Source organism: Pseudoflavonifractor sp. 524-17 (genome assembly GCF_009935845.1).
GTDB lineage: Bacteria > Bacillota > Clostridia > Oscillospirales > Oscillospiraceae > Pseudoflavonifractor_A.
In genome coordinates this window covers 1-20,559 of the sequence record NZ_QWEK01000061.1, presented here as the reverse complement: position 1 = coordinate 20,559, position 20,559 = coordinate 1, and the positions used below count along the sequence as shown (strand labels likewise).

Here is a 20,559-nt window from a genome sequence, read left to right as displayed (position 1 = left end):
GGGCGGCGCGGACGGACTGGGCGCGGACGGAGCGGCGTCCGCCTGGGCCGGCGCGGGCGCGGGCTGGGCGGCCTCTGCCTGGACGGGCGCGGGAGGCTGGTACTCATAGGACTGGTATTCCTTGACGGAGCCGGTAGACTTGACCACGGAGATGGCCCGATCCCGGTCAGCGTTGTCCCTGAACATGAGCAGGAAGCCCCGCTCGATAATGATCTCAGAGGTCTCGGGATTCTGCTCTACGTCGGCGGGCTCAAAGGCGAAGCTGCCCTCGGCGCAGAAGTCCCGCACGGAGGTGACCAGCATAAAGGAGCGCAGGTTCTCCATGCCGCAGCCCTCGTCAAAGATGACCTGGAGCACATGGGGGAAGCCGTGGCCGGCCTCCTGGGGAAGCTCCATGGGCGGGGGAGCCGGCTGGCCGGCCGGCTGAGGCGCCGGCGCCTCGGCGGCCGGCGGGGGCGGGGCGGCGGAACCGTCGTCCTCCCCCTTAATTTTGGCGATTAGGCTATTAATATTTGAAAGGAAGGTGTCGATATCTTTATCAAGGGGCTGTTCGGCCTCTACCTTTTCAAGCTCACCGCGGAAGTAGTCAATGGACTGGAAAACCAGGTCAAACAGCGCGGGGCGGTTTGCCTCAGAGACCACCGACATGGTGTTTTCCCGAATAATAAAGAACAGGTCCTCAATCCGGTGCGCGATGGTTGTAAGGGTATCAAATTCCATCATGGCAGATGAGCCCTTGATGGTATGCATAATACGGAATATCTCGTTTACATTGTCCTGAGAGAAGGTATCTGCCTTTTCCGCCTCCAGAACGATAGTTTCCAGCTGTTCAAGCAACGTGCCTGTTTCGTAGATATACATATCCAGGATTTCGTTTCCGCTGCCCATAAAAACACCACCTTATTTTATATCTCTTTTTTTATTATCGGCGAAGTGGGAACGAAAATTAAGTGGTATTTATAAGTTTTGTCTCAGAGGTGTTCAAGAATGCCAGAACTGTTAGGCGCCACAAATCCGGTACCGGGTTATGACAACTCGGCCGCCAACCGAAATATCCCGGTTTCCCCCAGCAATACGCAGATCCAAAATGTACCGGATCCCAACCGGGTGGTGGGGCCGGACGGGCGGACTGAGCAGCAGGACAGCGGGATGCTGGGGGACTCCGGCCAGATCCGGTATGACTCCAATTTCCAGACCTTCCTCCAGCGCCTGCGGGAGACGCCCAACCTGGCCGAGAGCCTGTCCCGGCTTTTTATGGCCGGGGAGGGGACGGTAGTCCTGTCCGGCATGAGCGAGGGGATCGCCGGGGAGATCTCCCAGGCCCTGGAGATGCTGCGGATGGACCCGGATCAGCTGCTGGAGTTTGTCTCGGGACAGTTCAAGGCGGGCACCCGATTCGGCGGCGCGCTGTTCGCGCTGCTGCGCAATGCCTACGTCAAGGCGGCTTCGGACGGCGTGCGGACGGATATCCTCCAGTTCCTGAAGAACTACGCGGATTTTTCCTCCACCAAGCATATTGAGGGCAACCTGCTGCGCAATCTGGCGGGGATGGCCAACGCCATGCCGGCCAGCTGGGCAGAGAAGCTGCGGGACCTGGCCGCCCGGCTGGAAAACGGCATCGCCGCCGGCGACCGGCAGGGCAACTTGGCGCTGCTGCGGGAGGAGATCTTCCCCCACATGGCGGCCTATGTGGGGCATACCCACGATATGGGCACCCCCCGGGGACTGCTCAGCCTGCTGACGCTGGATGTGGCCCGGTATGAGAACGGATCCCTGGAAAAGCTGCTGGAGTCCTTCCACCAGCTCAACGGCTACGGAACGCTGAAGAGCCAGCTGGGGGGGATTGACGATCAGGCGCTGCTCAAGCTGCTGCGCAGCAGCGAGGCGGCCCAGAGCACGCCGGCCAAACAGTTCTCCGACCGCCTGGCCGGCGCCGCGTCCAGGGCGCTGCGGGGGGAGGGCAGCGCGGAGGTACAGCAGGTGTTCCAGCAGCTGGTCAACGCCATGCTGGTTAACGAGAGCGTCTATATGCCCCTCAACCACTTCCTCTTCCCCCTGGAGCTGGACGGGAGAATGCTGTTTTCCGAGATGTGGGTGGACCCGGACGCAGAGGAAAAGGAGGGCCGGCGGGAGGGCCAGCGGGGAAACACCATGAAATTCCTCCTGAAGGTGGATGTACAGTCCCTGGGCCTGTTTGACATTGTGCTCACCAGCCGGGACAAGGAGGTGGACATCCGAATCGCCTGCCCGGACCGGGTGACCCCCTTTTCCAAGGAGATTGAACAGTCTGTCGCCCAAATCCTGGCCCGCAACGATCTGACGCCGGGGAGCGTCAGTGTGCGCAGAATGGAGCGCCCGGTCTCTCTGACCGAGGTGTTCCCCAAAATATTTGAAGGGAAGAACAGCGTCAATGTCAAGGTCTGATGGTAGGCGGAACCCGTCCAGAAAGGCGGTGGCCCTGCAATACGGCGCAGGGGACGCCGCGCCGGTGGTAGTGGCCTCTGGTATGGGATACATGGCGGAAAAGATTGTAGAGGTGGCCGCGGACAGCGGTGTGCCCATCTATGAGGACAACTCTCTGGCCACCATCCTCACCCAGCTGCGGCTGGGGCAGGAGATACCGGAGGAGCTTTATAAGGCAATTGTGGAGATCTATGTGTACTTCCTGCACTTTGACCTGGAGGGGCAGAAGAGCCGCGCCGCTGTGGAGAAGGCCCCCCGGAAAGAGGCAGGCACGGCGAAGGAGGGGGACGGATGAGTCAGGAGCTGGAAAAAAATTTATATCTGCTGCTGGACAGCGGAGATAAGCCGCTGGCGCGGGGGGTGCTGGAGAGCGTGCCCGGCGCCGTCAATCTGCAGGTGAGGGTATTGGAGGGCGGGATCTCGGCGGTGATGGAGCATGAGGATCTCCGCCTGGTCCCCATGGCGGATGACCAGGAGGCGCTGCTGGGGCGGATCCTACGCGGCGAGGGGGACCAGATTTTTTTGAAAAAGCTCCAGCAGCTGGGTATTGAGATGCGGCAGAATCTGCGGATCTCCATCCATGCCCAGAGCTTTATCTACCCGCTGACCAAAAGCTGGCGGGGCCGTCAGGAGATTGAGACCAACGACATCAGCTGCGGAGGCATCTCCTTCTTCTGTGGGAAAGAGCTCAGGGATGGGGAGGCGGTGGAGGTGGTCATTCCCATTACGCCCCAGCCCATGGTGCTGCGGTGCAAAATCCTGCGCCGCCGGCCAAGCAACCGTGAGGAGATCCTCTACGCGGCGAAGTTCGAAGGGCTGTGCAATGACGAAGAAGAACGGATGAGGGAGGCGGTGTTCAGCGTTCAGCTGCGCAGCCGCGCCAGCCGATGAGATAGACGGTTTGATACTTGGAATGGAAACAAAGCCAGGAGGAACAGGTATGAGTTTAAAACAAAACAGAAGAAGATGGGCCCAGCGGCTGGCGGCGGGACTGTTGTCCCTGACGCTGGCAGCCGGGCTGGTGCCCGCCCAGGCAGTGGACTGGGCCCAGGAGCACCTGGATAAGCTTTCGGCCTGGAATATTTTGCGGGGAGACATTGACGGCAACCTGTACTCGGACCGGAACATTACCCGGGCGGAGTTTGTATCCATGGTGAACCGGGCCTACGGCTATGACCAGGCCATTACCACGCCCTTTACTGATGTGGACAGCCGGGCCTGGTACGCCGACGATATCGGAATTGCCTATAATATGGGGTATTTCCATGGGACGTCCCGGACGACAGCCTCCCCGGAGAACAATCTCACCCGGGAAGAGGCGGTCATTCTGCTCAGCCGGAATATGATGCTCCGGGGGGAGACCGGGGAGACCCTGGGCTTCACCGACAGCCGGAATTTCAGCGAGTGGAGCCGGGGGCTGATTCAGGCCGCTTCGGACGCGGGGATCATCACCGGCTATCCCGACGGATCCTTCCGTCCCCAAAACGAGATCACCCGGGGCGAGGTGGCCTGTATGATCTCCAACGCCATTGGCACGCCGGTGCCCCAGCCGGGAGAGTATGAGCTGGGCAATGTGTACGGAAATGTGACGATATCCACTTCCGGTGTAACCCTGCGCAATACCACTATCGCCGGAGACCTGTATCTGACCGGGGGCATTGAGCTGGGCGACGTGCTGCTGGAAAACGTCAACGTGCTGGGTAAGATTGTGGCCAGCGGCGCGGGCGAGGCCAACAAGGGCGACCACAGTATCATCCTGCGCAATATCCAGGCTAACGAGATGATCGTGGACAGCATTGACAACCAGTTTACCACCGTGCGGGTGGAGGGCGACACTTTCATCAATACCACCAGCGTGCGTACCTCCGCCTATCTGGAGGATATGACGGCGGAAGGCATGGGAATGAAGTACATCGAGCTGGACGGGGACCGGGGGATCAGCCTCCAGCTGACTGGAAATATCAAAGAGGTGCTGAACCTCTCCCCCACCTCCCGCCTGGCCATCGCCCAGGGCTCCGCGGAGAAGATTACCATCGACGAGAAGGCCGCCGGCGCCGCGCTGGTTATTGAAAACGACGCCCGGGTGAAGGAGCTGAATCTGGACGTGGCCACCAGCGTCACCGGTACCGGCGACGTGGACCACCTGAATGTAAACGCCGCCGGCTCCACGGTGGAGACTCTGCCGGACAGCATTATTGTGCGGCCGGGGATCACCGCCGACATCAACAAGGAGACCATGGACAATGTGGCCGCCGCCGAGTCCTCGGAGGATCCAATTCTGCTGGCGGGCTATCCCGCCGCCCGGGATGTGGCCTCCACCTCAGCGAACGCGGTGTTCAGCACCAATAAAAAAGGCACTATCTACTGGACCGTCAGCGCCCTGGCAGACGGTTCCATCGACGAGGACGATGTGATCACGCCGCCCACTTACGCCAGCAAGATCCTCAAGTCTGGGAACCTGCCGGCGGAGAAGTCCCGGACGGAGTACACCGCCAAAATTTCCGGTCTGACCACCAACGGCTCCTACTACCTCACCGCCGTGATGGTGGACGCCCGGGGCCAGCGCAGCCCGGTAAAGGTAACTGCCTTTACAACACCGGATGATACTGTGCCCGCTTTCGCCACCGGCTACCCCACCATGAGCCGGATTACCAACAACTCCGCTCAGGTCACAGTGATGACCAATAAGAACTGTCTGGTTTACTACGCCCTGCTGCCCAAGGGGAGCGTCGCCCCCACGGCCGCGGACTTCAAGACAGCCGCCATCCCCGGCAACCTGGGCTACGGCAGCCGGGACGCCGTGAAGAACAGTACCCTGCCCTTTACCGTCAACGACATTGACCTGGAAGAGCTGGAGACCTACGACCTCTACCTGTGGCTCACCGACTACGACGGCGCCAAGAGCTCCGGAGTGCAGAAGATTACCTTTACTACGGTGGATAAGACGCCCCCCGTGGTGCGCTACATGAACCAGACCGGCGCCCAGGCCACCAGCGTGACTATGTCCTCCGCCATGAACGAGCCAGGCACCATCTATTGGGCCGTGGTGAAACAGGGCGAGACCTTCTTCCGTCCCCTGACCGGCCAGACCGTGGCCCCCGCCCCCAGTGACGACGCCGCCAAATCCCAGGTGAAGTCCGGGCTGGGCGCGCTGCGCAACGGACGTCAGGCGGTAGGCCAGGCGGAAGCTGACATTACCATCAATATCTCCGGCCTGGAGGGCGAGACCGCTTACGACCTGTACTACGTGGGCGAGGACTCCGCCGGCAACTTCTCCGCCGAGGTCCAGAAGGTCACCATCAACACGCTGGACAACAATCCGCCCACTGTGAAGCAGGAGTTCACCCGCTTTAACGGCGAGGAGAACGAGGATGGAACCATCACAAACCTGATGCCCCTGGGCAATACCGATATCCGGCTGGTGTTCTCCGAGAGCGTGCAGGGCATGGAAACCGTCCAGGGCGAGCGGCGCTACAACAAGTTTATGGAACTGTACCAGGAGGTGGAACGTACCTCCGGCCAGCAAAAGGAGCAGGCCAGAGAGCTTTTGGCCGACGCGCTGCAAAAACATATCCAGATGTGGGTCAAACCCGTGGGCGGCAGGCCGGAGCCGGTCATCGTCCGGCCCAGGGAGCGCACGGAGGACAACGCGGAGGATTACGACACCAACTGGGTGATCGATTTCCGCTATGCCACCGTTACCCTGGAGAACGGGGGCATGGTGATCACCTTCCCCACCGAGACCGGCCTGAATCTGGCCACCGGCGAGACTTACTACTTCACCCTGTCCGGAATCGCGGATACCTCTGACGCGGCCAACCTCATGTCCAATCAGCAGCTTCCCGACTTCACCATCGCCTTTGCCACGGTGAATATCAGCCCGGTGAATGAGTGGAAGATTGACGAATATTTGGAAACAGACGGAAGACCAACAACTCCTGCCACCCCCTTAGAGCTTGACATGGTGTTCCAGCTGGATCCCCACTCCACCAGCAACACCGCGGATGGGATGTTTTATGACCTGATGCTCTGGTCCGACAGCAACCTGGAATTTGATCTCTATGCCCGAAACAATGAGAGTTCAGGAATTTTTGGGACTTGGGAAAAACAGGGAACCTTCTCCTATACCCTGCAAGAGCGGGAGGGGAACTTTGTCTACCGGACCACGGCGCAGATGTCTGGAGGAAGTGCTACAAGCGGATTCAAGCCTCTGACAGATTTGAAGGAGGGATGTTCTTATCAGTACGCGATCCGGGTGACCCGGCTGAGCGGAAAGTCGGAGCGGGATACCTGGAATAAGATCACTAATTTTAAGGTGACGGTTGCCGCGGGCGGACAGAGCGACCTGCGCCTGGTGACCGCAGGCGGCGTGCAGACCGACTGGGAAAACGCCCTGTCCAAGGGGGTCTACTCCATCGGGGTGCCGGACCCGTACGCCAAACAGGTGGCGTTCAGCGACAAGAAAGCCCCTGAGACGGTATCACCTTACCCGCAGTTTACGCCGCAGGACACCACGGCAGAAATGAGCTTCCTGCTGAACCGGGAGGGAACCGTTTATTACCTGGTAACGCCTGTGACATTGGATGCCAATGGAAAGGTAAGCACCCCGGTTCCGCCGCAGGCCGTAGTGCTGGATGATGATGGACAGATTATTCCCGGCAGTGAGTTTGTTCCCTTCCCAGAGGAGGTGCCGGACAGCGGAACAGACACGTCAGTAGACAATAACCCGCTCTACTTGTCTGTACCGACCAAAGATATTATTATAAACGGCAATATTACAGAGCGGACCGTGAGAAAGGGCCAGATTGCAAACGACGGCGCGAGTACCTGCACCGTCAGCTTAAAGGACTTGACGCCGAACACCACCTATTATGTCTATGTGATGTATCAGGGGACGCAGCAGGTTGTGTCTGACTATGCAATGTGCTATAAGTTCACGACTGTGGATGTAATCCGTCCCATTTTGACGCTGACGATTTCCAACGGCGACAGCTCGAAGGTAGATGTGGAGGTGGATCGGACTTCTGATGTAACGGCCCGGCTGCTTTACACAGGCAATATTCCCGCCCCCTTCAGCGATCCATTTTACAGGTATGTGGACAGCGCCAAAGTCCCCCCAACCGCGAACAAAGTTTGGATGAACCAAGATGGAAGTCCTAATGAAAACTATACTGTGCTGGACGCCATGGAGAACTCCATTGGCGGACGGGGTACCTGCTCTGTATTTGACGCATACGCTACAGATACCATAAGCCGAGAGATTGCAAACGCCATTCGGGCCGGTACAATCGGCGGGTCTGCCATGATTTCCCAGTGGCAGGGTACCCTGCCCATGGGAGGAAGCGACACCATGTCCTTTGATCTCCCGGATCCGGACGCGACCTATGTGTGCGTGGCGGTGGCAACAAGTACAGAGGGCGGAGAAAGCGCGCTGCGGGCGGCCAGGCCGGTCCAGATAGTGGATCGAGATGCTCCTGTGCTCATCTCTGCGGATCCAATTCTCGAAATAAAAACGGATCCAGCGAATCCTGATAGAAAGTTTGCATCTGGCATACTGACGTTGAACTATGATAAATATCTCTACCGGGTATATGGTGGTACGCCTTATCCTATGACGTCAAATCCAGACAAAGGGGTGTATGATGCACCGTCTAGCGATGGGGTAACATATTGCGGAATGCAAAATTTGTTCCCGGAAAATATATTCTATAAGCCGATAGGAAGCAGTACTGCAACTGGACGGATCAATCAGATTACGCTTGAGATTAAAGATTTGCCGCTCAGTGACATTTCAATCGCCATTCCGAATGCTCTTTACAATAAGACAGGCGTTCAGGCAAAGGCGTACTCCGTGAAGATTAGTTACAATGAGAGTACGGGAAAGTTCACAACCAGCATAACAGAAGGCAAAAGCTAAAAACCAGATCCCGGGAGCGGGCGGAACCCGCCCGCTCCCTTTCTATGGAACATTACATCCAGCGAAGGAGTGCATATGATGAAACAAAACCCGTTACGCCGCATAGGCGCACTGCTGCTGTCGCTGGCCCTGGCCGTCTCCCTGGCGGTACCAGCCTTGGCGGAGGATACAACTCCAGCGGAATTCAGTGTCTCGCTGAGCGATCAAACAATAACAGCCGGTGATGAGATAACATTAGAAGCGCAGGTAAGCAATCAACCAGCGAACATGACGCTTACCTATTATTGGACCAATTCGAATGAAAAGGCGGTCCAATTTATCCAAGATTCAGCAAAAGAGTGTAAAATAAAAGGGGTAGGAGAAGGCACAAGTAAAATTACCGTAACTGTCACTGCTACCGCAGCAAATTCTTCAGCGCCGGACGCTCCATCACTTCAAACAAAGGCGGCCTCCTGTACTGTGACAGTAAATAAGAAAACAGTAGCTGCTACAGGCATATCGTTGGACAAAACAGAGTGGGAACTGGAGGGCAAGAAAAGCGTACAGCTAAAAGCAACGGTTATACCCAGCGACGCTACAGAGGAAGTCACATGGGAGAGCAGCGATGAAGCTGTTGCCAAAGTAAGCAACAGGGGCTTTGTAACGGCGGGAGCGGCAACCGAGGAAGATCAAATAGCGACAATCACGGCGAGCGCCGGGAATGTGAGCGCTACTTGCGAAATTACGGTAAAAGCAATCCAACCGGTGCCAACACCGACTCCTCCCCCGGCGGATATCCCGGTAGAAGGGGTGAGCATCACCCGAGATACGCTCTCAATTGCAAAAGGCGAGAATGAAAAATTAGACGCCAATGTAATTCCTAAGAACGCCACAGATCGGCGAATTGCATGGGCAAGCAAGGACCCGGCGATTGCCACAGTGGATAAAGAGGGCCGAGTGACTGGCGTGGCAGTGGGTGAAACCATCATCACAGCCACTTCTGTCAGCGATAGCACAAAGGTAAGCGAGTGTAGAGTAACGGTTACTCGGGTGGGAGTCACTGGTGTGGAGATCTCGCCCGTCAGCCAGCGTCTGGACGTGAAGGGCACCGCCAAGCTGAACGCCTATATAACCCCGTCCAGCGCGGAAAACCAAAAAGTCACCTGGAAAAGCGACGATGAAAAGGTGGTCACCGTGGACGCCGAGGGCAATCTGACGGCGGTGGCCCCCGGCAAGACCAAGGTGTGGGTGACCACGGAGGAGGGCAGCAAGACCGCCGCCTGCGACGTGGAGGTTTCCGGCATTGTGGTCTCCCCGGAGTCGCTGACCGTGATGGTGAACAAGACCGGCGACCTGACCTATATTGCCTATGGCGCGGCCAACACCGGCAGCGTCACCTGGGAAATGGATGACGAGGGCACCGGCATTGCCTCTGTGAACAGCAACGGTCGGGTAACGGGCCGGTCCATCGGCGAGACGGAGGTGCTGGTGCGCAAGGGCTCCTACACCGCAAAGGCCAAGATCAAAGTGGTGGAAAACACCATCGGCGTCATTGACGCCGGCACCGTGGACGCCGGCAAGACCTTTGAGTTCGTAGACGTGCGCGGCAAGCTGGACGACATGTGCCGGGAGAACACGGGCGCGGGGCTGAAGTACGTGTCCAACCTGTCCGTACCCACCAGCCAGGGGACGTTATACTACGGCTACGTCTCCCCCACGGATACGGGCTACGGCGTGGGGAACGAGAAGTACTACTACAGCGACACGGTCCTGGGGGAGCGCACCCTGTCCAACATCACCTTTGTACCCCGGGGGGACTTCAGCGGCACGGCGATTATCTCCTACAGCGGCTTCAGCACGGAGAACAAGAGCTTTTCCGGCTCCATCCGCCTGGAGGTGAAGGGCATTGACGACGTGGTCTACGCCACCACCGGAAACACGCCGGTGACCTTCCAGGCGGTGGACTTCAACACCGTCTGCCAGAAGCGCACCGGCCGGGATTTGAGCTACATCACCTTCGAGCTCCCCGCCTCCAACCGGGGGACGTTATACTACCACTACTCCAGCCAGTCCCCCTACGCCGAGAAGGTGACGGCGGGGACCCAGTACTTCCGCACCCGTACTCCCTACCTGGATGAAATTACTTTCGTCCCGGCGGAGGGCTACACCGGCACCGTGCGGGTGAATTACCGGGGAGTGGATACCTCCGGCAACGTCTACACCGGCCGGGTAACCATCAACATCACCAACCGCAGGCCCAACGACACCAGCGGAGACGTACGCTACACGGCGGACGAGGGGAAAACTGTGTCTTTCCGCGCCTCCGACTTCAACGACGCCTGCCGGAACGCTCTGGGAGAGACCTTGAGCTACGTCCACTTCACGCTTCCGCCCAGCAGCCAGGGTACGCTCTATGTCAACTACAAAAGCGACGGCACCTATGACAGCCGGGTGAAGGAGAGCACCCGCTATTACCGCACCGGAGCCAGCAGCATCTCCAATATTGATTTCGTTCCCGCCGCAGGGGTCACAGACCGGGTGAATATTGACTTTACCGCCTACAGCACCGGCGGCAGCCGGTTCGAAGGGATTGTAACCATCCAGTATTCCGACACCGGCGATGGCGGACAAATCACCTATACCACCCGCTCCAGCCGGGCAGCGGAGTTCGTGACGGCGGATTTTAACGAGATGTGCCAGGACGCCAACGGCAAGACCCTGGATTATGTCCGCTTCGACGACCTGCCCTCCTCCAGCCGGGGGACGCTGTACTATAACTACTCCAGCAGCTCCAGCCGCGGCAACCGGGTGGGCACCAGTACCAAGTGCTACCGCAGCGGCAGTCCCTCCCTGTCCCGGGTGGCCTTCGTGCCCAAGAGCGGCTATGAGGGCGCTGTGACCATCGGCTTTACCGGCTACGACGTTGACGGCGGCCGCTTCGAGGGGACGGTGCGCATTGAGGTAGAAGATAGCGGCGGCAGCGATAAGATTTCCTACTCTGTGCGCGCCGGCGGCGCGGTAGACTTCCGGGCCTCCGACTTCAACGAGGTCTGTCAGGACGTGACCGGCGCACGGCTGAACTACGTCCGCTTTGAGCTGCCCTCCTCCACCCGGGGAGAGCTGCTCTACCAGTACAACCACAGCCGGGATACCTACACCAGCAAGGTGTCGGCCAACACCAGCTATTACCGCACCGGCAGCAACCGCCAGCTGGACGACGTGACCTTCCGGGCCGCCGCCGGCTACACCGGCGCCGTGGAGATCGGCTACACCGCCACCAGCACCTCCGGCGACCGGTTCAGCGGCACGGTGGAGATCCAGGTGTCCGTACCCACGGCATCGTCCATCGCCTACTCCACCACCTCCTTCCCCATCTCTCTGAAGGGGACGGACTTCCGCCGGGCCTGCGCCGCGGAGCTGGAGGAGGAGCTGTCCTACATCACGTTCACCAGCCTGCCAGACCCCATCGCAGGGCGGCTGTACTACGGCTATACTGTGGTTGGCAGCGGAACCCAGGTGAGCACCAACACCAACTATTACTATAACGGCTCCCCCAGCCTGGATCAGATCAGCTTTGTACCCCAGGCGGGCTATCAGGGACGGGTGAGCTTCACCTATACCGGCGTGGATAGAGACGGCGGACGGGTGACTGGGACGGTGGAGGTCACCATATCAAACGGCAATACCGGCACCACGCCCACCACCCCCAGCGCCTTTACCGATATGGGCAATTACGGCTGGGCCAGTACAGCGGTGGAGTTTTTGCGCCAGCACAATGTAGTCTCCGGCATGGGAGACGGCAGATTCGGTCCCGGCCAGAATATCCAGCGGTGTGACTTTACCATCATGCTGTGCCGGGCCTTCAACTTCAACACAGGGAGCACCTACAGCTTCCGGGATGTGCCCACCGGCAGCTATTACGCCGGGGCAGTGGCCACGGCCAAGGACCTGGGGATCGTCTTCGGGACGGACGGGCGGTTTATGCCTACCTGGAACCTGTCCCGGCAGGATGCCATGCTTATGCTGAAGCAGGCCATGGTGGCGGCCAAGTGGAATATCCCCGACGGGTCCTCCGCCAACCTGACCGGCTATCTGGACAGCTATGAGATCTCCGACTATGCCAGAGACGCAGTGGGCACCATGGTGCAGATGGGAATTGTGAGCGGGGACAATACCCGCCGGCTCCGGCCCAAAGACACCATTACCCGGGCCGAGATGGCGGTGATTTTGTACCGGGCGCTGACACTATACCGGTAAAAGGGGGGGAAGGTATGGAGCAGGGGAGCCAGATAGGCCAGCTGGAGCTGCGCCCCGGCATGAGGGTGGAGGTTCTGACGATAGACAACAAGCTGACCTTTTTAGGGAAGGTGGATAACTATCGCCGCGGAATGCTGCAAATCCGGGGGGCAAAGGATGAGATTCTGCCTCCGGCGCTGTATAACAGGGAGGTAAAGCTCCAGTTTTTCCAGGGATCCAGCATTTTTGTCTTCCAGGGGGCCATCTGCGGCGGAAACGACGACTTCTGGCGGGTCCACGAGCTTCAGATCATGTCCGTGGAGGAGCGGCGGGAATATTTCCGCCAGTACATCAACGTGCCGGCCAAGGTGGAACGGGAAAACCACAGCGGTCAGACCCAGTGTACCATTTTGGATATCAGTGCGGGTGGGCTTTTGCTCAAAAGCAAGGATTCCTATGAGGTGGGAGAGCTGCTGTGTATTACCCGGGCCCGTATTGTCCGCGAGGAGGAGGACTTCTCCTTTACCTGCCGGGTGCGGCGGGTGGTGGAGGAGGGGAGCAAACGGGTATATGGCTGTCAGTTTGAGGCGCTGCCGTCCCGGGAGCAGAACCGCCTGCTCCGCGCCATTCTGATCGCCCAGCGGAAGGACCGCCAGAGAGGCCAGAAACGGGAGGACGGCTGACCATCCAAACCAAACAAGAGCGGACGCATATCGGCATGACATGCGTCCGCTCTTTTCCCATTGAGAAAGCAAATTCAGCGTCAATTCAGAAAGGAGGAGTATCATGGAACCACTTCAGGAGCAAGGGAGTGACAGCATGGCCCAATTCCGGCATGAGTGGAAATATGAGATCAACTACTCCGACCTGCTGGCCATCCGCCGGCGGCTGTCTGCCGTGGCGCAGGTTGACCAGTACGCGATAGACGGGACGTATGAGATACGCAGCCTCTATTTTGACAACTTAGAGGATAAAATACTGCGGGAAAAACAAGACGGAATCGGTGTGCGGGAGAAATACCGCATCCGCTACTACAGCGGGAATACACAGGCAATCCGTCTGGAGAAGAAGAGCAAGCGAGGGAGCTTGGGCACCAAGTACGGCGCCCCCCTGAGCCGGGGGGAGGTCCAGGCCATACTGGACGGCCAATACGCCTGGATGGCGGAGAGCGGCCGGCCACTGGTGGTGGAGCTGTACAGCAAAATTCTGACCCAGAGCCTACGCCCCAAGACCATTGTGGAATACACAAGACAGCCCTTTACTTACGCGCCAGGAAACGTGAGGGTGACCTTGGATTACAACCTCCGAATGGGACTTGGATATTCGGGCTTTTTGGACCCGGACTGTGTTACCATACCGGCCAGAGACCGGCCGGTGATTTTGGAGATCAAGTGGGACGCCTATCTCCCCACGGTGATAGAGCACGCCGTCCGGCTGCCCGGCCGGGCCTCCACCCCCTTTTCCAAGTACGCCGTGTGCCGGGTTTACGGCTAGAGAATAAAAGGAGACTTGCTATGACGACATTTCAGGATATTTTTAAATCCAGCTTTTTGGAGAACATCGGCAGCGTCAACCTTCTGGATATGGTTGTGGCCTTGGTGCTGGCCTTCGGGCTGGGTGTGTTTATCTTTTTGATCTATGAAAAGACATTCTCCGGGGTCATGTACTCCTCCAGCTTTGGGGTCACGCTGGTGGCCATGACCATGATTACGACTGTGGTTATCCTGGCGGTGACCAGCAATGTGGTGCTGTCCCTGGGCATGGTGGGCGCCCTGTCCATTGTGCGCTTCCGCACGGCCATCAAGGAGCCGCTGGATATCACCTTCCTCTTCTGGGCGATTGCGGTGGGCATTGTCCTGGCCGCAGGCATGATCCCCCTGGCCATCTGCGGCAGCGTTATTATTGGGATCATTCTGCTGGTCTTCGTCAACCGCGCCGCCGCCCGCAACCCCTATATCGTCATCCTCAGCTGTACCGGGCAGGACAGCGAGCAGGCGGCCATGGCCTACCTGAAGGGAGAGACAGAGCGGTGCGTGGTGAAGAGCAAGACCGTCCAAAAAGGGCAGATTGAGCTGAATCTGGACGTGCGCCTGAAGGGGGAGCACACGGACTTCATCAACACGCTGTCCGAGCTGGACGGGGTGAACAGCGCCGTGCTGGTCAGCTATAACGGAGATTACATGGGATAAGGGGGCGGCGATGTCAACCAACCGGCATATCGAGAGAATCTGCCTGACGATCACCGCGGCGGCGGTCCTGTTTGCCTTTATCTTTGTGGAGGGCAGCGTGGTGGGCGCCATACAGGCTGCCGTGAGGAAGATGGGCTATGAGAAACGGCTGTTCAACACCAATCAGGTCCATACGATCTCCATTGTAATGGACGGCTGGGAGGAATTTATCCTCAGCTGTGAAGACGAGGCCTATCATCCCTGCACCGTGGTCATCGACAACGAGGCCTATAAGAACGTGGGCATCCGGGCCAAAGGGAATACCTCCTTGAGTATGGTCTCCACCCTGGGGAGCCAGCGCTACAGCTTCAAGCTGGAGTTTGACCACTACGACAGCACAAAGTCCTACCACGGCCTGGATAAGCTGTGCCTGAACAATATCATACAGGACAATACCTATATGAAGGACTTTTTAGTTTACCAGATGATGGGGGCCTTTGGGGTGGACGCGCCCCTGTGCAGCTATGTATACATCACCGTCAACGGAGAGGACTGGGGACTGTACCTGGCGGTGGAGGGGATTGAGGAGGGCTTCCTGCAGCGCAGCTATGGGAAAAGCTATGGAGCGCTCTACAAGCCGGACAGCACAGATGGCCAAGGCGGCAGGAACAACAAGCAGGGCTTTGGAGACAGGCCCATGGAGGGCCGGGGAGCACAGGACAGCGCCGCGCTGGAGGGCAGGTTTGACGCCTGGGAAAGCCAGAGGCCTGGCACCCCTCCGGGGGACGGCCCCGGCGGCGGGATGGGCAGCAGCGATGTAAAGCTGCAATACATCGACGACGACCCGGACAGCTACCCAAATCTTTTTGACAGCGCCAAAACTGATATTACCCAGGCGGACCAGGCCCGGCTGATCCAGTCGCTGAAGCAGCTGTCCAGCGGGGAAAACCTGGAGCAGGTGCTGGACATGGACGAGGTGCTGCGCTACTTTGTGGTTCATAACTTTGTGTGTAATGGGGACAGCTACACCGGCTCCATAGTCCATAACTACTATCTGTATGAAGAGGAGGGCCAGCTGTCCATGATCCCGTGGGATTACAACCTGGCCTTCGGTACCTTTCAGAACCAGGGCGCGGCCTCTGCGGTAAATGAGCCCATTGACACGCCGGTCTCCGGAGGATCTGTGGAGGAGCGGCCTATGCTGGGATGGATTTTCTCAGATGAGTCCTACACGGACAAATACCATCAGTATTTTAAAGACATGCTTCAACAGTTAGTAGACAGCGGGTGGCTGGAGACGCTCATCGACAGCACCCAAGCCCAGATTGCCCCCTATGTGGAGAAGGACCCCACCAAGTTCTGCACCTACGAGGAATTTGAGGCGGGAACGGCGGCGCTGAAGTCCTTTTGCCGGCTCCGGGGGGAGAGCGTCCGGGGCCAGCTGGATGGAAGCATCCCCGCCACCGCCGAGGGCCAGCAGGCGGACTCTGCCGCCCTGGTGGACGCCTCCGGGCTGGATCTGGCGGATATGGGCACCATGGAAGGGGGACGGCCGGGGAACGGCGCGCCCGATGCCTTCCCGACCGGATCGGCGCAGAGCGGCCTTGAGGGCGCGGACCCGCCAGGGGGCGGAGCGAGAGGAGACCGCGTTCCGCCTGACGATGCTCCCGGCAATGGAATGCCAGAGCGAGCCGGCTCTGGGGGATATCCGCCGGACATTCAGGAGGAAGCGAGGCTGGACGGCAGAAGTCAGCTGCTTTTACTGGTGCTGTCAGCGGCGGTGCTGTCGGCAGGCCTGATCTTCGCGGTGAAGTGGAGGCCGTGACATGGGGAGCGCCGGAAAAATCCTTGACACCCAGCGGCTCTATCTCCGGGAGATGGATCGGGGAGATTTTGGGGCCCTGTGCAAGATCTTACAGGACGAGGAGGCCATGTACGCCTACGAGGGGGCTTTCAGCGACGCCCAGGTATGGGAGTGGCTGGACCGGCAGATCGCCCGCTATAAGAAGTGGGGCTTTGGCCTGTGGGGGGCGGTACTGAAAGAGACCGGTGAACTTATCGGCCAGTGCGGGCTGACCATGCAGCCGTGGAAGGACGGGGAGGTGCTTGAAATCGGCTACCTGTTCCAGCGGGCCTTCTGGCACAGGGGCTACGCCATAGAGGCCGCCGCAGCGTGCAGGCAGTACGCCTTTGCGGTGCTGAACGCCAGCGAGGTGTGCTCCATCATCCGGGACACCAACCAGGCATCCCAAAAGGTGGCCCTGCGAAACGGGATGACGCCAAAGGACACGTGGGTCAAGCACTACCGGGGGGTAGACATGCCCCACTGCCGCTATGTGGCGGCGCGGGAGCCCCTGCCCCCAGGTGAAACGATAATGCAGCAGTCAGAGTGACAGAAAAGACAGCCGTCCGGCCTGGGCGGCTGTTTTTGTGCATTTTTAGGAAGAAGTATGCTGTAAAGGGAGAAATCAAAACTCCTAATACAACATGACTGAGGCTCATTAGTGGTAGATGGACAGGCTGTTGTGAGGAAGGGGGAAAGGCGAGTATTTTTAAGCGTTTTCACAGCTGCAAACACAAACATCACCGAAAGGAGTCCGCATTTATGAAATCACTGTATGAACGCATGGGCGGCACATACCGCCAGGAGGGAGACTACTTCGTCCCAAACTTCGTTCTGCCGGATACCGGCACCTACCATCTCGGCAAGTATGGCCGTATGCGCCGCCGCTACCTGAAAGAGCATTGCGCCGCTCTCTACAATGCCATGTTGCTTGATGGCACGCTACACCAGCACCTTGCCGAAATCGACCAGACCTGCCATGAACGCATGGAGCATCTCTGCGATGACTTGGCGGCACAGGGGGCGTGAACGAGGCCCTGAAAGCATCCAACCAGCTTGAATGGGTGCGCCGCATGAACGGCATCCATAACCGCGCAGAGGAAATCGTCATGGCTGAATTGGTCTATACGGAAGATGGGAGGGTTTGAAAATGAAGAAGAATATGTTATCGTTTGTATCCGGCGCAATCGCAATGCTTCTGTTGGTTGGCCTGCCTGTCACAGCACTGGCGGCAAGCGGGGCCATCAGGATCGAGGTCAGCCCCATCAGCGTCCTCGTGGACGGCAAGGTGTTCCAGCCCAAGGACGCCAAGGGCAACGATGTAATGGTCTTTACCTACAACGGCACGACCTATGCCCCCATCCGGGCGCTGGCGGAAGCCTACGGGCTGGAGGTAGGCTACGACGGGGAGCGGAACATCGCCACTGTCAACAAGCAGCCCACGCAGACGCAGGCCCCCCATCGCGGACACCGGCTATGTCGGCTTCGAGAAACAGTGGACGGTCAAGGAAAAGCCCGTCACCAACTACGGTAATGAGAAAATCTTTACCGTGACCTACTCCGGCGACCTGAGCAGGAGCGAGTTCAAGGCATGGTGGAAATCCTACGACCTCTCCACCATCAAGGAGTACGCCGAGCGGATGATCGCGGAGGTGCAGAGCGAGGTCCCCGGCTACATCGTGACCGCCTACTTCTCCTACGGGCAGCACAATCTCGGCTCCGTCCACGGGTCGAGCGACTTCACCGGCAGCAACTTTGACGCCGCAGGTGTGTGGATCAAGTAAAGCTCATAGAGCAGTATATCAGAAAAACCCGTTTCCGACAACAAATCGGAAACGGGTTTTTCCTATCGAACATCACGCTCTTTGGTTTTTGATTTTTTCGATGGGTCGGATTCAGAAAGTGGCTGCTTTATCTTGGAAAGGATGCTGGGCTTGGGCGCAACGGATTTTTTCTCAATACTAAATTGTCGCTCAAGGTCACAATAAATCTTAAACACATCAGGAAAAATAACCTTTGCCCCCGCTTTGCCATGCTCAGAACCTCACGAGCGTTTTTTATCACATCTGCCGCTATGCGGTCATCAATCCGTATGGGCTGGTTATTCTTATCTATGTACGCGGTCAGATACTTCTCTGTTGCCGGACACATATTCTGGATAAGAAAGGCGGTATGTCTGCCTATGTGAATCAAAAACGCTATCTGAAGGACTACGCCGCCCAGAAAGGCTTTTCCAACTGTGTCCACTATACGGACGACGGCTGATCCGGAGGTAATTTCGAGCGCCCAAGCTGGAAACGGCTTTTAGCCGACATTGAGGCCGGCAAGGTGGGCGTCGTGCTCGCCAAGGATATGTCAAGAATTGGCCGCGACTATCTCCAGACTGGTTTCTATATGGATTTGAGTGTCAGGCCAACCGCCTCGGCAAGAAGCGGCGGCACAGCGTTTCCGACCTGAGCAAACTGTTCAGCTATCGTCCCTGTAAAGATATAATGGTCGGGGAAAGATTGGATTCTAGCAGCCTCTCTTACGGTAAAAGAGCGTTCCTGCTCATAGCGGACAAGCCCAGCTATAAATTTGAGATCATCAGCAGCGACCGTGACGGACAAATCGGCCTGCCGGACTATGTAAAAACTCCGTTGGAGGGCAACGGTGACTTCCGTTCCCCGGAGTGCTTGGCCTTGCTGGAGAAGTGCGACATTGTAGTGACAAACCCGCCTTTCTCCCTGATGAAAGAGTACTTGACCTTGCTCATAAACAGTGACAAACAGTTTCTGATTTTGGGGAATATGAATCACGCAATGTATGCTGAAATTTTTCCCTATCTTTTTCGGAGACAAGTATGGCTAGGCCACAATAGCGGCCATTTCTGGTTCCGTGTTCCTGACTATTATGAAGCAAAGGGAACTGACTTCAAAGTAGATGACGATGGGCAGAAATGGCGTCGGATGGGAAATATCTGCTGGTTTACCAACATGGACATTGAGAAGCGACACCAATTATTGGTAGAGACACTTTATAAAAAATGTACCGCAGAAGAATATCCCCAATATGATAATTTTGAAGCAATCCACGTCATTGACCGTATCCAGGTGACAATTCAAGAGCTGATTGACGGCTATAAAGAAAAAGGGCCGGACGGCATTGAGGGTGTGGTGGCCTATGGCGGCAGGTTGGACGTTCGCCCCGCCTATCAGCGTGAATACATCTATCCCGACAAGGACCGGGATGAGGTCATTCGCTCTGTCAAAAAGAAATTCCCCATCAACGTGATGTACTGGGCCAAAGCTACTGATGGGCGCTATGAGCTGATGGACGGCCAGCAGCGTACCATCTCCATCTGCCGCTATGCGGCGGTCAGAGACGAGGCCGACCGGCAGAGCTATGAACAGTGCTTTTCGGTGGACAATCTGTATTTCTTCAATCTGCCGGAAGATCAGAAGCAGAGCATCCGGGACTATGTGTTGGATATTTACGTCTGTGACGGTACGCCCTCCGAGGTGCTGGACTGGTTCAAAATCATCAATATCGCGGGCAAGGTGCTTTCACCTCAGGAGCTACGGAATACCTCTTATATAGTGATAGTACTTGAAAAAGCACAAAGCGAAGTAGTATAATGAAGATATGAGTTATCCAATAAAATACAGGGAACGAACAATAGAATATCGCAGGGAAGGGCATACGTTGGAAGAAACAAAAGCAACTTTTAAAGTATCAATCTCAACGATTCGGAAATGGGAAAGGCAATTAAAAGAAAAGGGGGAGTTAAGGCCCAAAACACTCACGCGGAAACCCAAGAAGATAGAACCAGAGAAATTAAGGGCGTATGTGGCCGAACATCCGGATGCATACCAGAGAAAAATTGCCTGGGAATTCATGTAGATGAAACAGGTATTGATTGCTATTTATATCGAGAGTATGGCTATGGCCCCAGAGGGCAGTTGGTTCATGAT

18 protein-coding genes and 1 pseudogene are annotated in these 20,559 nt (G+C 57.5%); 17 read left to right on the top strand and 2 right to left on the bottom strand.

Annotation, left to right across the window (positions count from 1 at the left end; genetic code table 11):
* Window positions 1–888: Hpt domain-containing protein (locus D1159_RS16525; protein ID WP_202621129.1), on the bottom strand; the 888-nt coding region annotated here is incomplete at its 3' end.
* A gap of 99 nt (window positions 889–987) precedes the next feature.
* Here D1159_RS16525 and D1159_RS16520 point away from each other — a divergent pair.
* From D1159_RS16520 to D1159_RS16455, 15 genes and pseudogenes are all read left to right on the top strand, one after another.
* Complete coding sequence (locus D1159_RS16520) at window positions 988–2,424, top strand: hypothetical protein (protein WP_161846715.1); 1,437 nt, start codon at window positions 988–990, stop codon at window positions 2,422–2,424.
* Complete coding sequence (locus D1159_RS16515; protein WP_161846714.1) at window positions 2,411–2,758, top strand: EscU/YscU/HrcU family type III secretion system export apparatus switch protein; 348 nt, start codon at window positions 2,411–2,413, stop codon at window positions 2,756–2,758. The genes D1159_RS16520 and D1159_RS16515 overlap by 14 nt, the downstream gene beginning before the upstream one ends.
* Window positions 2,755–3,354, top strand: coding sequence for a PilZ domain-containing protein (locus tag D1159_RS16510; RefSeq protein ID WP_161846713.1), 600 nt, complete (start codon window positions 2,755–2,757; stop codon window positions 3,352–3,354). The genes D1159_RS16515 and D1159_RS16510 overlap by 4 nt, the downstream gene beginning before the upstream one ends.
* Window positions 3,355–3,403: 49 nt before the next feature.
* On the top strand, window positions 3,404–8,380 hold the full coding sequence (locus tag D1159_RS16505) for an S-layer homology domain-containing protein (protein WP_161846712.1): 4,977 nt from the start codon (window positions 3,404–3,406) through the stop codon (window positions 8,378–8,380).
* A 459-nt stretch (window positions 8,381–8,839) separates the two neighbouring features.
* Entirely contained in the window at window positions 8,840–12,616 is a 3,777-nt protein-coding gene (locus tag D1159_RS16500; RefSeq protein WP_161846711.1) for an Ig-like domain-containing protein, read from the top strand.
* Window positions 12,617–12,630: 14 nt separating this feature from the next.
* A complete protein-coding gene (locus D1159_RS16495; RefSeq protein WP_161846710.1) occupies window positions 12,631–13,278 on the top strand; it encodes a PilZ domain-containing protein in 648 nt (215 codons plus the stop codon).
* Window positions 13,279–13,381: 103 nt separating this feature from the next.
* On the top strand, window positions 13,382–14,089 hold the full coding sequence (locus D1159_RS16490) for a polyphosphate polymerase domain-containing protein (protein ID WP_243152351.1): 708 nt from the start codon (window positions 13,382–13,384) through the stop codon (window positions 14,087–14,089).
* Between the two features lie 20 nt (window positions 14,090–14,109).
* Window positions 14,110–14,784, top strand: coding sequence for a DUF4956 domain-containing protein (locus tag D1159_RS16485; RefSeq protein WP_161846709.1), 675 nt, complete (start codon window positions 14,110–14,112; stop codon window positions 14,782–14,784).
* 10 nt (window positions 14,785–14,794) lie between these two features.
* Entirely contained in the window at window positions 14,795–16,588 is a 1,794-nt protein-coding gene (locus D1159_RS16480) for a CotH kinase family protein (protein ID WP_161846708.1), read from the top strand.
* Window position 16,589: 1 nt separating this feature from the next.
* Entirely contained in the window at window positions 16,590–17,156 is a 567-nt protein-coding gene (locus tag D1159_RS16475; RefSeq protein ID WP_161846707.1) for a GNAT family N-acetyltransferase, read from the top strand.
* A 212-nt stretch (window positions 17,157–17,368) separates the two neighbouring features.
* Entirely contained in the window at window positions 17,369–17,635 is a 267-nt protein-coding gene (locus tag D1159_RS20130; RefSeq protein ID WP_279280117.1) for a TnpV protein, read from the top strand.
* Window positions 17,632–17,754 (top strand): TnpV protein, encoded by a 123-nt coding sequence (locus D1159_RS20125; protein WP_347563717.1) that lies wholly within the window; start codon window positions 17,632–17,634, stop codon window positions 17,752–17,754. Before D1159_RS20130 ends, D1159_RS20125 begins: the two co-directional genes overlap by 4 nt.
* A gap of 2 nt (window positions 17,755–17,756) precedes the next feature.
* The gene (locus D1159_RS16465; protein WP_161846706.1) at window positions 17,757–18,140 is read left to right on the top strand and encodes a stalk domain-containing protein; all 384 of its coding nucleotides are present in this window, start codon (window positions 17,757–17,759) and stop codon (window positions 18,138–18,140) included.
* Window positions 18,141–18,156: 16 nt separating this feature from the next.
* Entirely contained in the window at window positions 18,157–18,390 is a 234-nt protein-coding gene (locus D1159_RS16460) for a hypothetical protein (protein ID WP_161846705.1), read from the top strand.
* Window positions 18,391–18,781: 391 nt separating this feature from the next.
* Window positions 18,782–19,009 (top strand): annotated as a pseudogene (locus tag D1159_RS16455) (recombinase family protein); the annotation flags it as partial.
* Here the strand turns inward: D1159_RS16455 and D1159_RS19825 are convergent.
* Window positions 18,997–19,215 (bottom strand): DNA cytosine methyltransferase, encoded by a 219-nt coding sequence (locus tag D1159_RS19825; protein WP_347563716.1) that lies wholly within the window; start codon window positions 19,213–19,215, stop codon window positions 18,997–18,999. The pseudogene D1159_RS16455 and the gene D1159_RS19825 sit on opposite strands and share 13 nt — an antisense overlap.
* Here D1159_RS19825 and D1159_RS16445 point away from each other — a divergent pair.
* Window positions 19,114–20,223 (top strand): adenine-specific methyltransferase EcoRI family protein, encoded by a 1,110-nt coding sequence (locus D1159_RS16445; RefSeq protein ID WP_347563715.1) that lies wholly within the window; start codon window positions 19,114–19,116, stop codon window positions 20,221–20,223. The two genes, D1159_RS19825 and D1159_RS16445, sit on opposite strands and share 102 nt — an antisense overlap.
* Window positions 20,224–20,230: 7 nt before the next feature.
* Window positions 20,231–20,488, top strand: coding sequence for an IS630 transposase-related protein (locus D1159_RS16440; protein WP_161846703.1), 258 nt, complete (start codon window positions 20,231–20,233; stop codon window positions 20,486–20,488).
* Window positions 20,489–20,559: the final 71 nt, after the last annotated feature.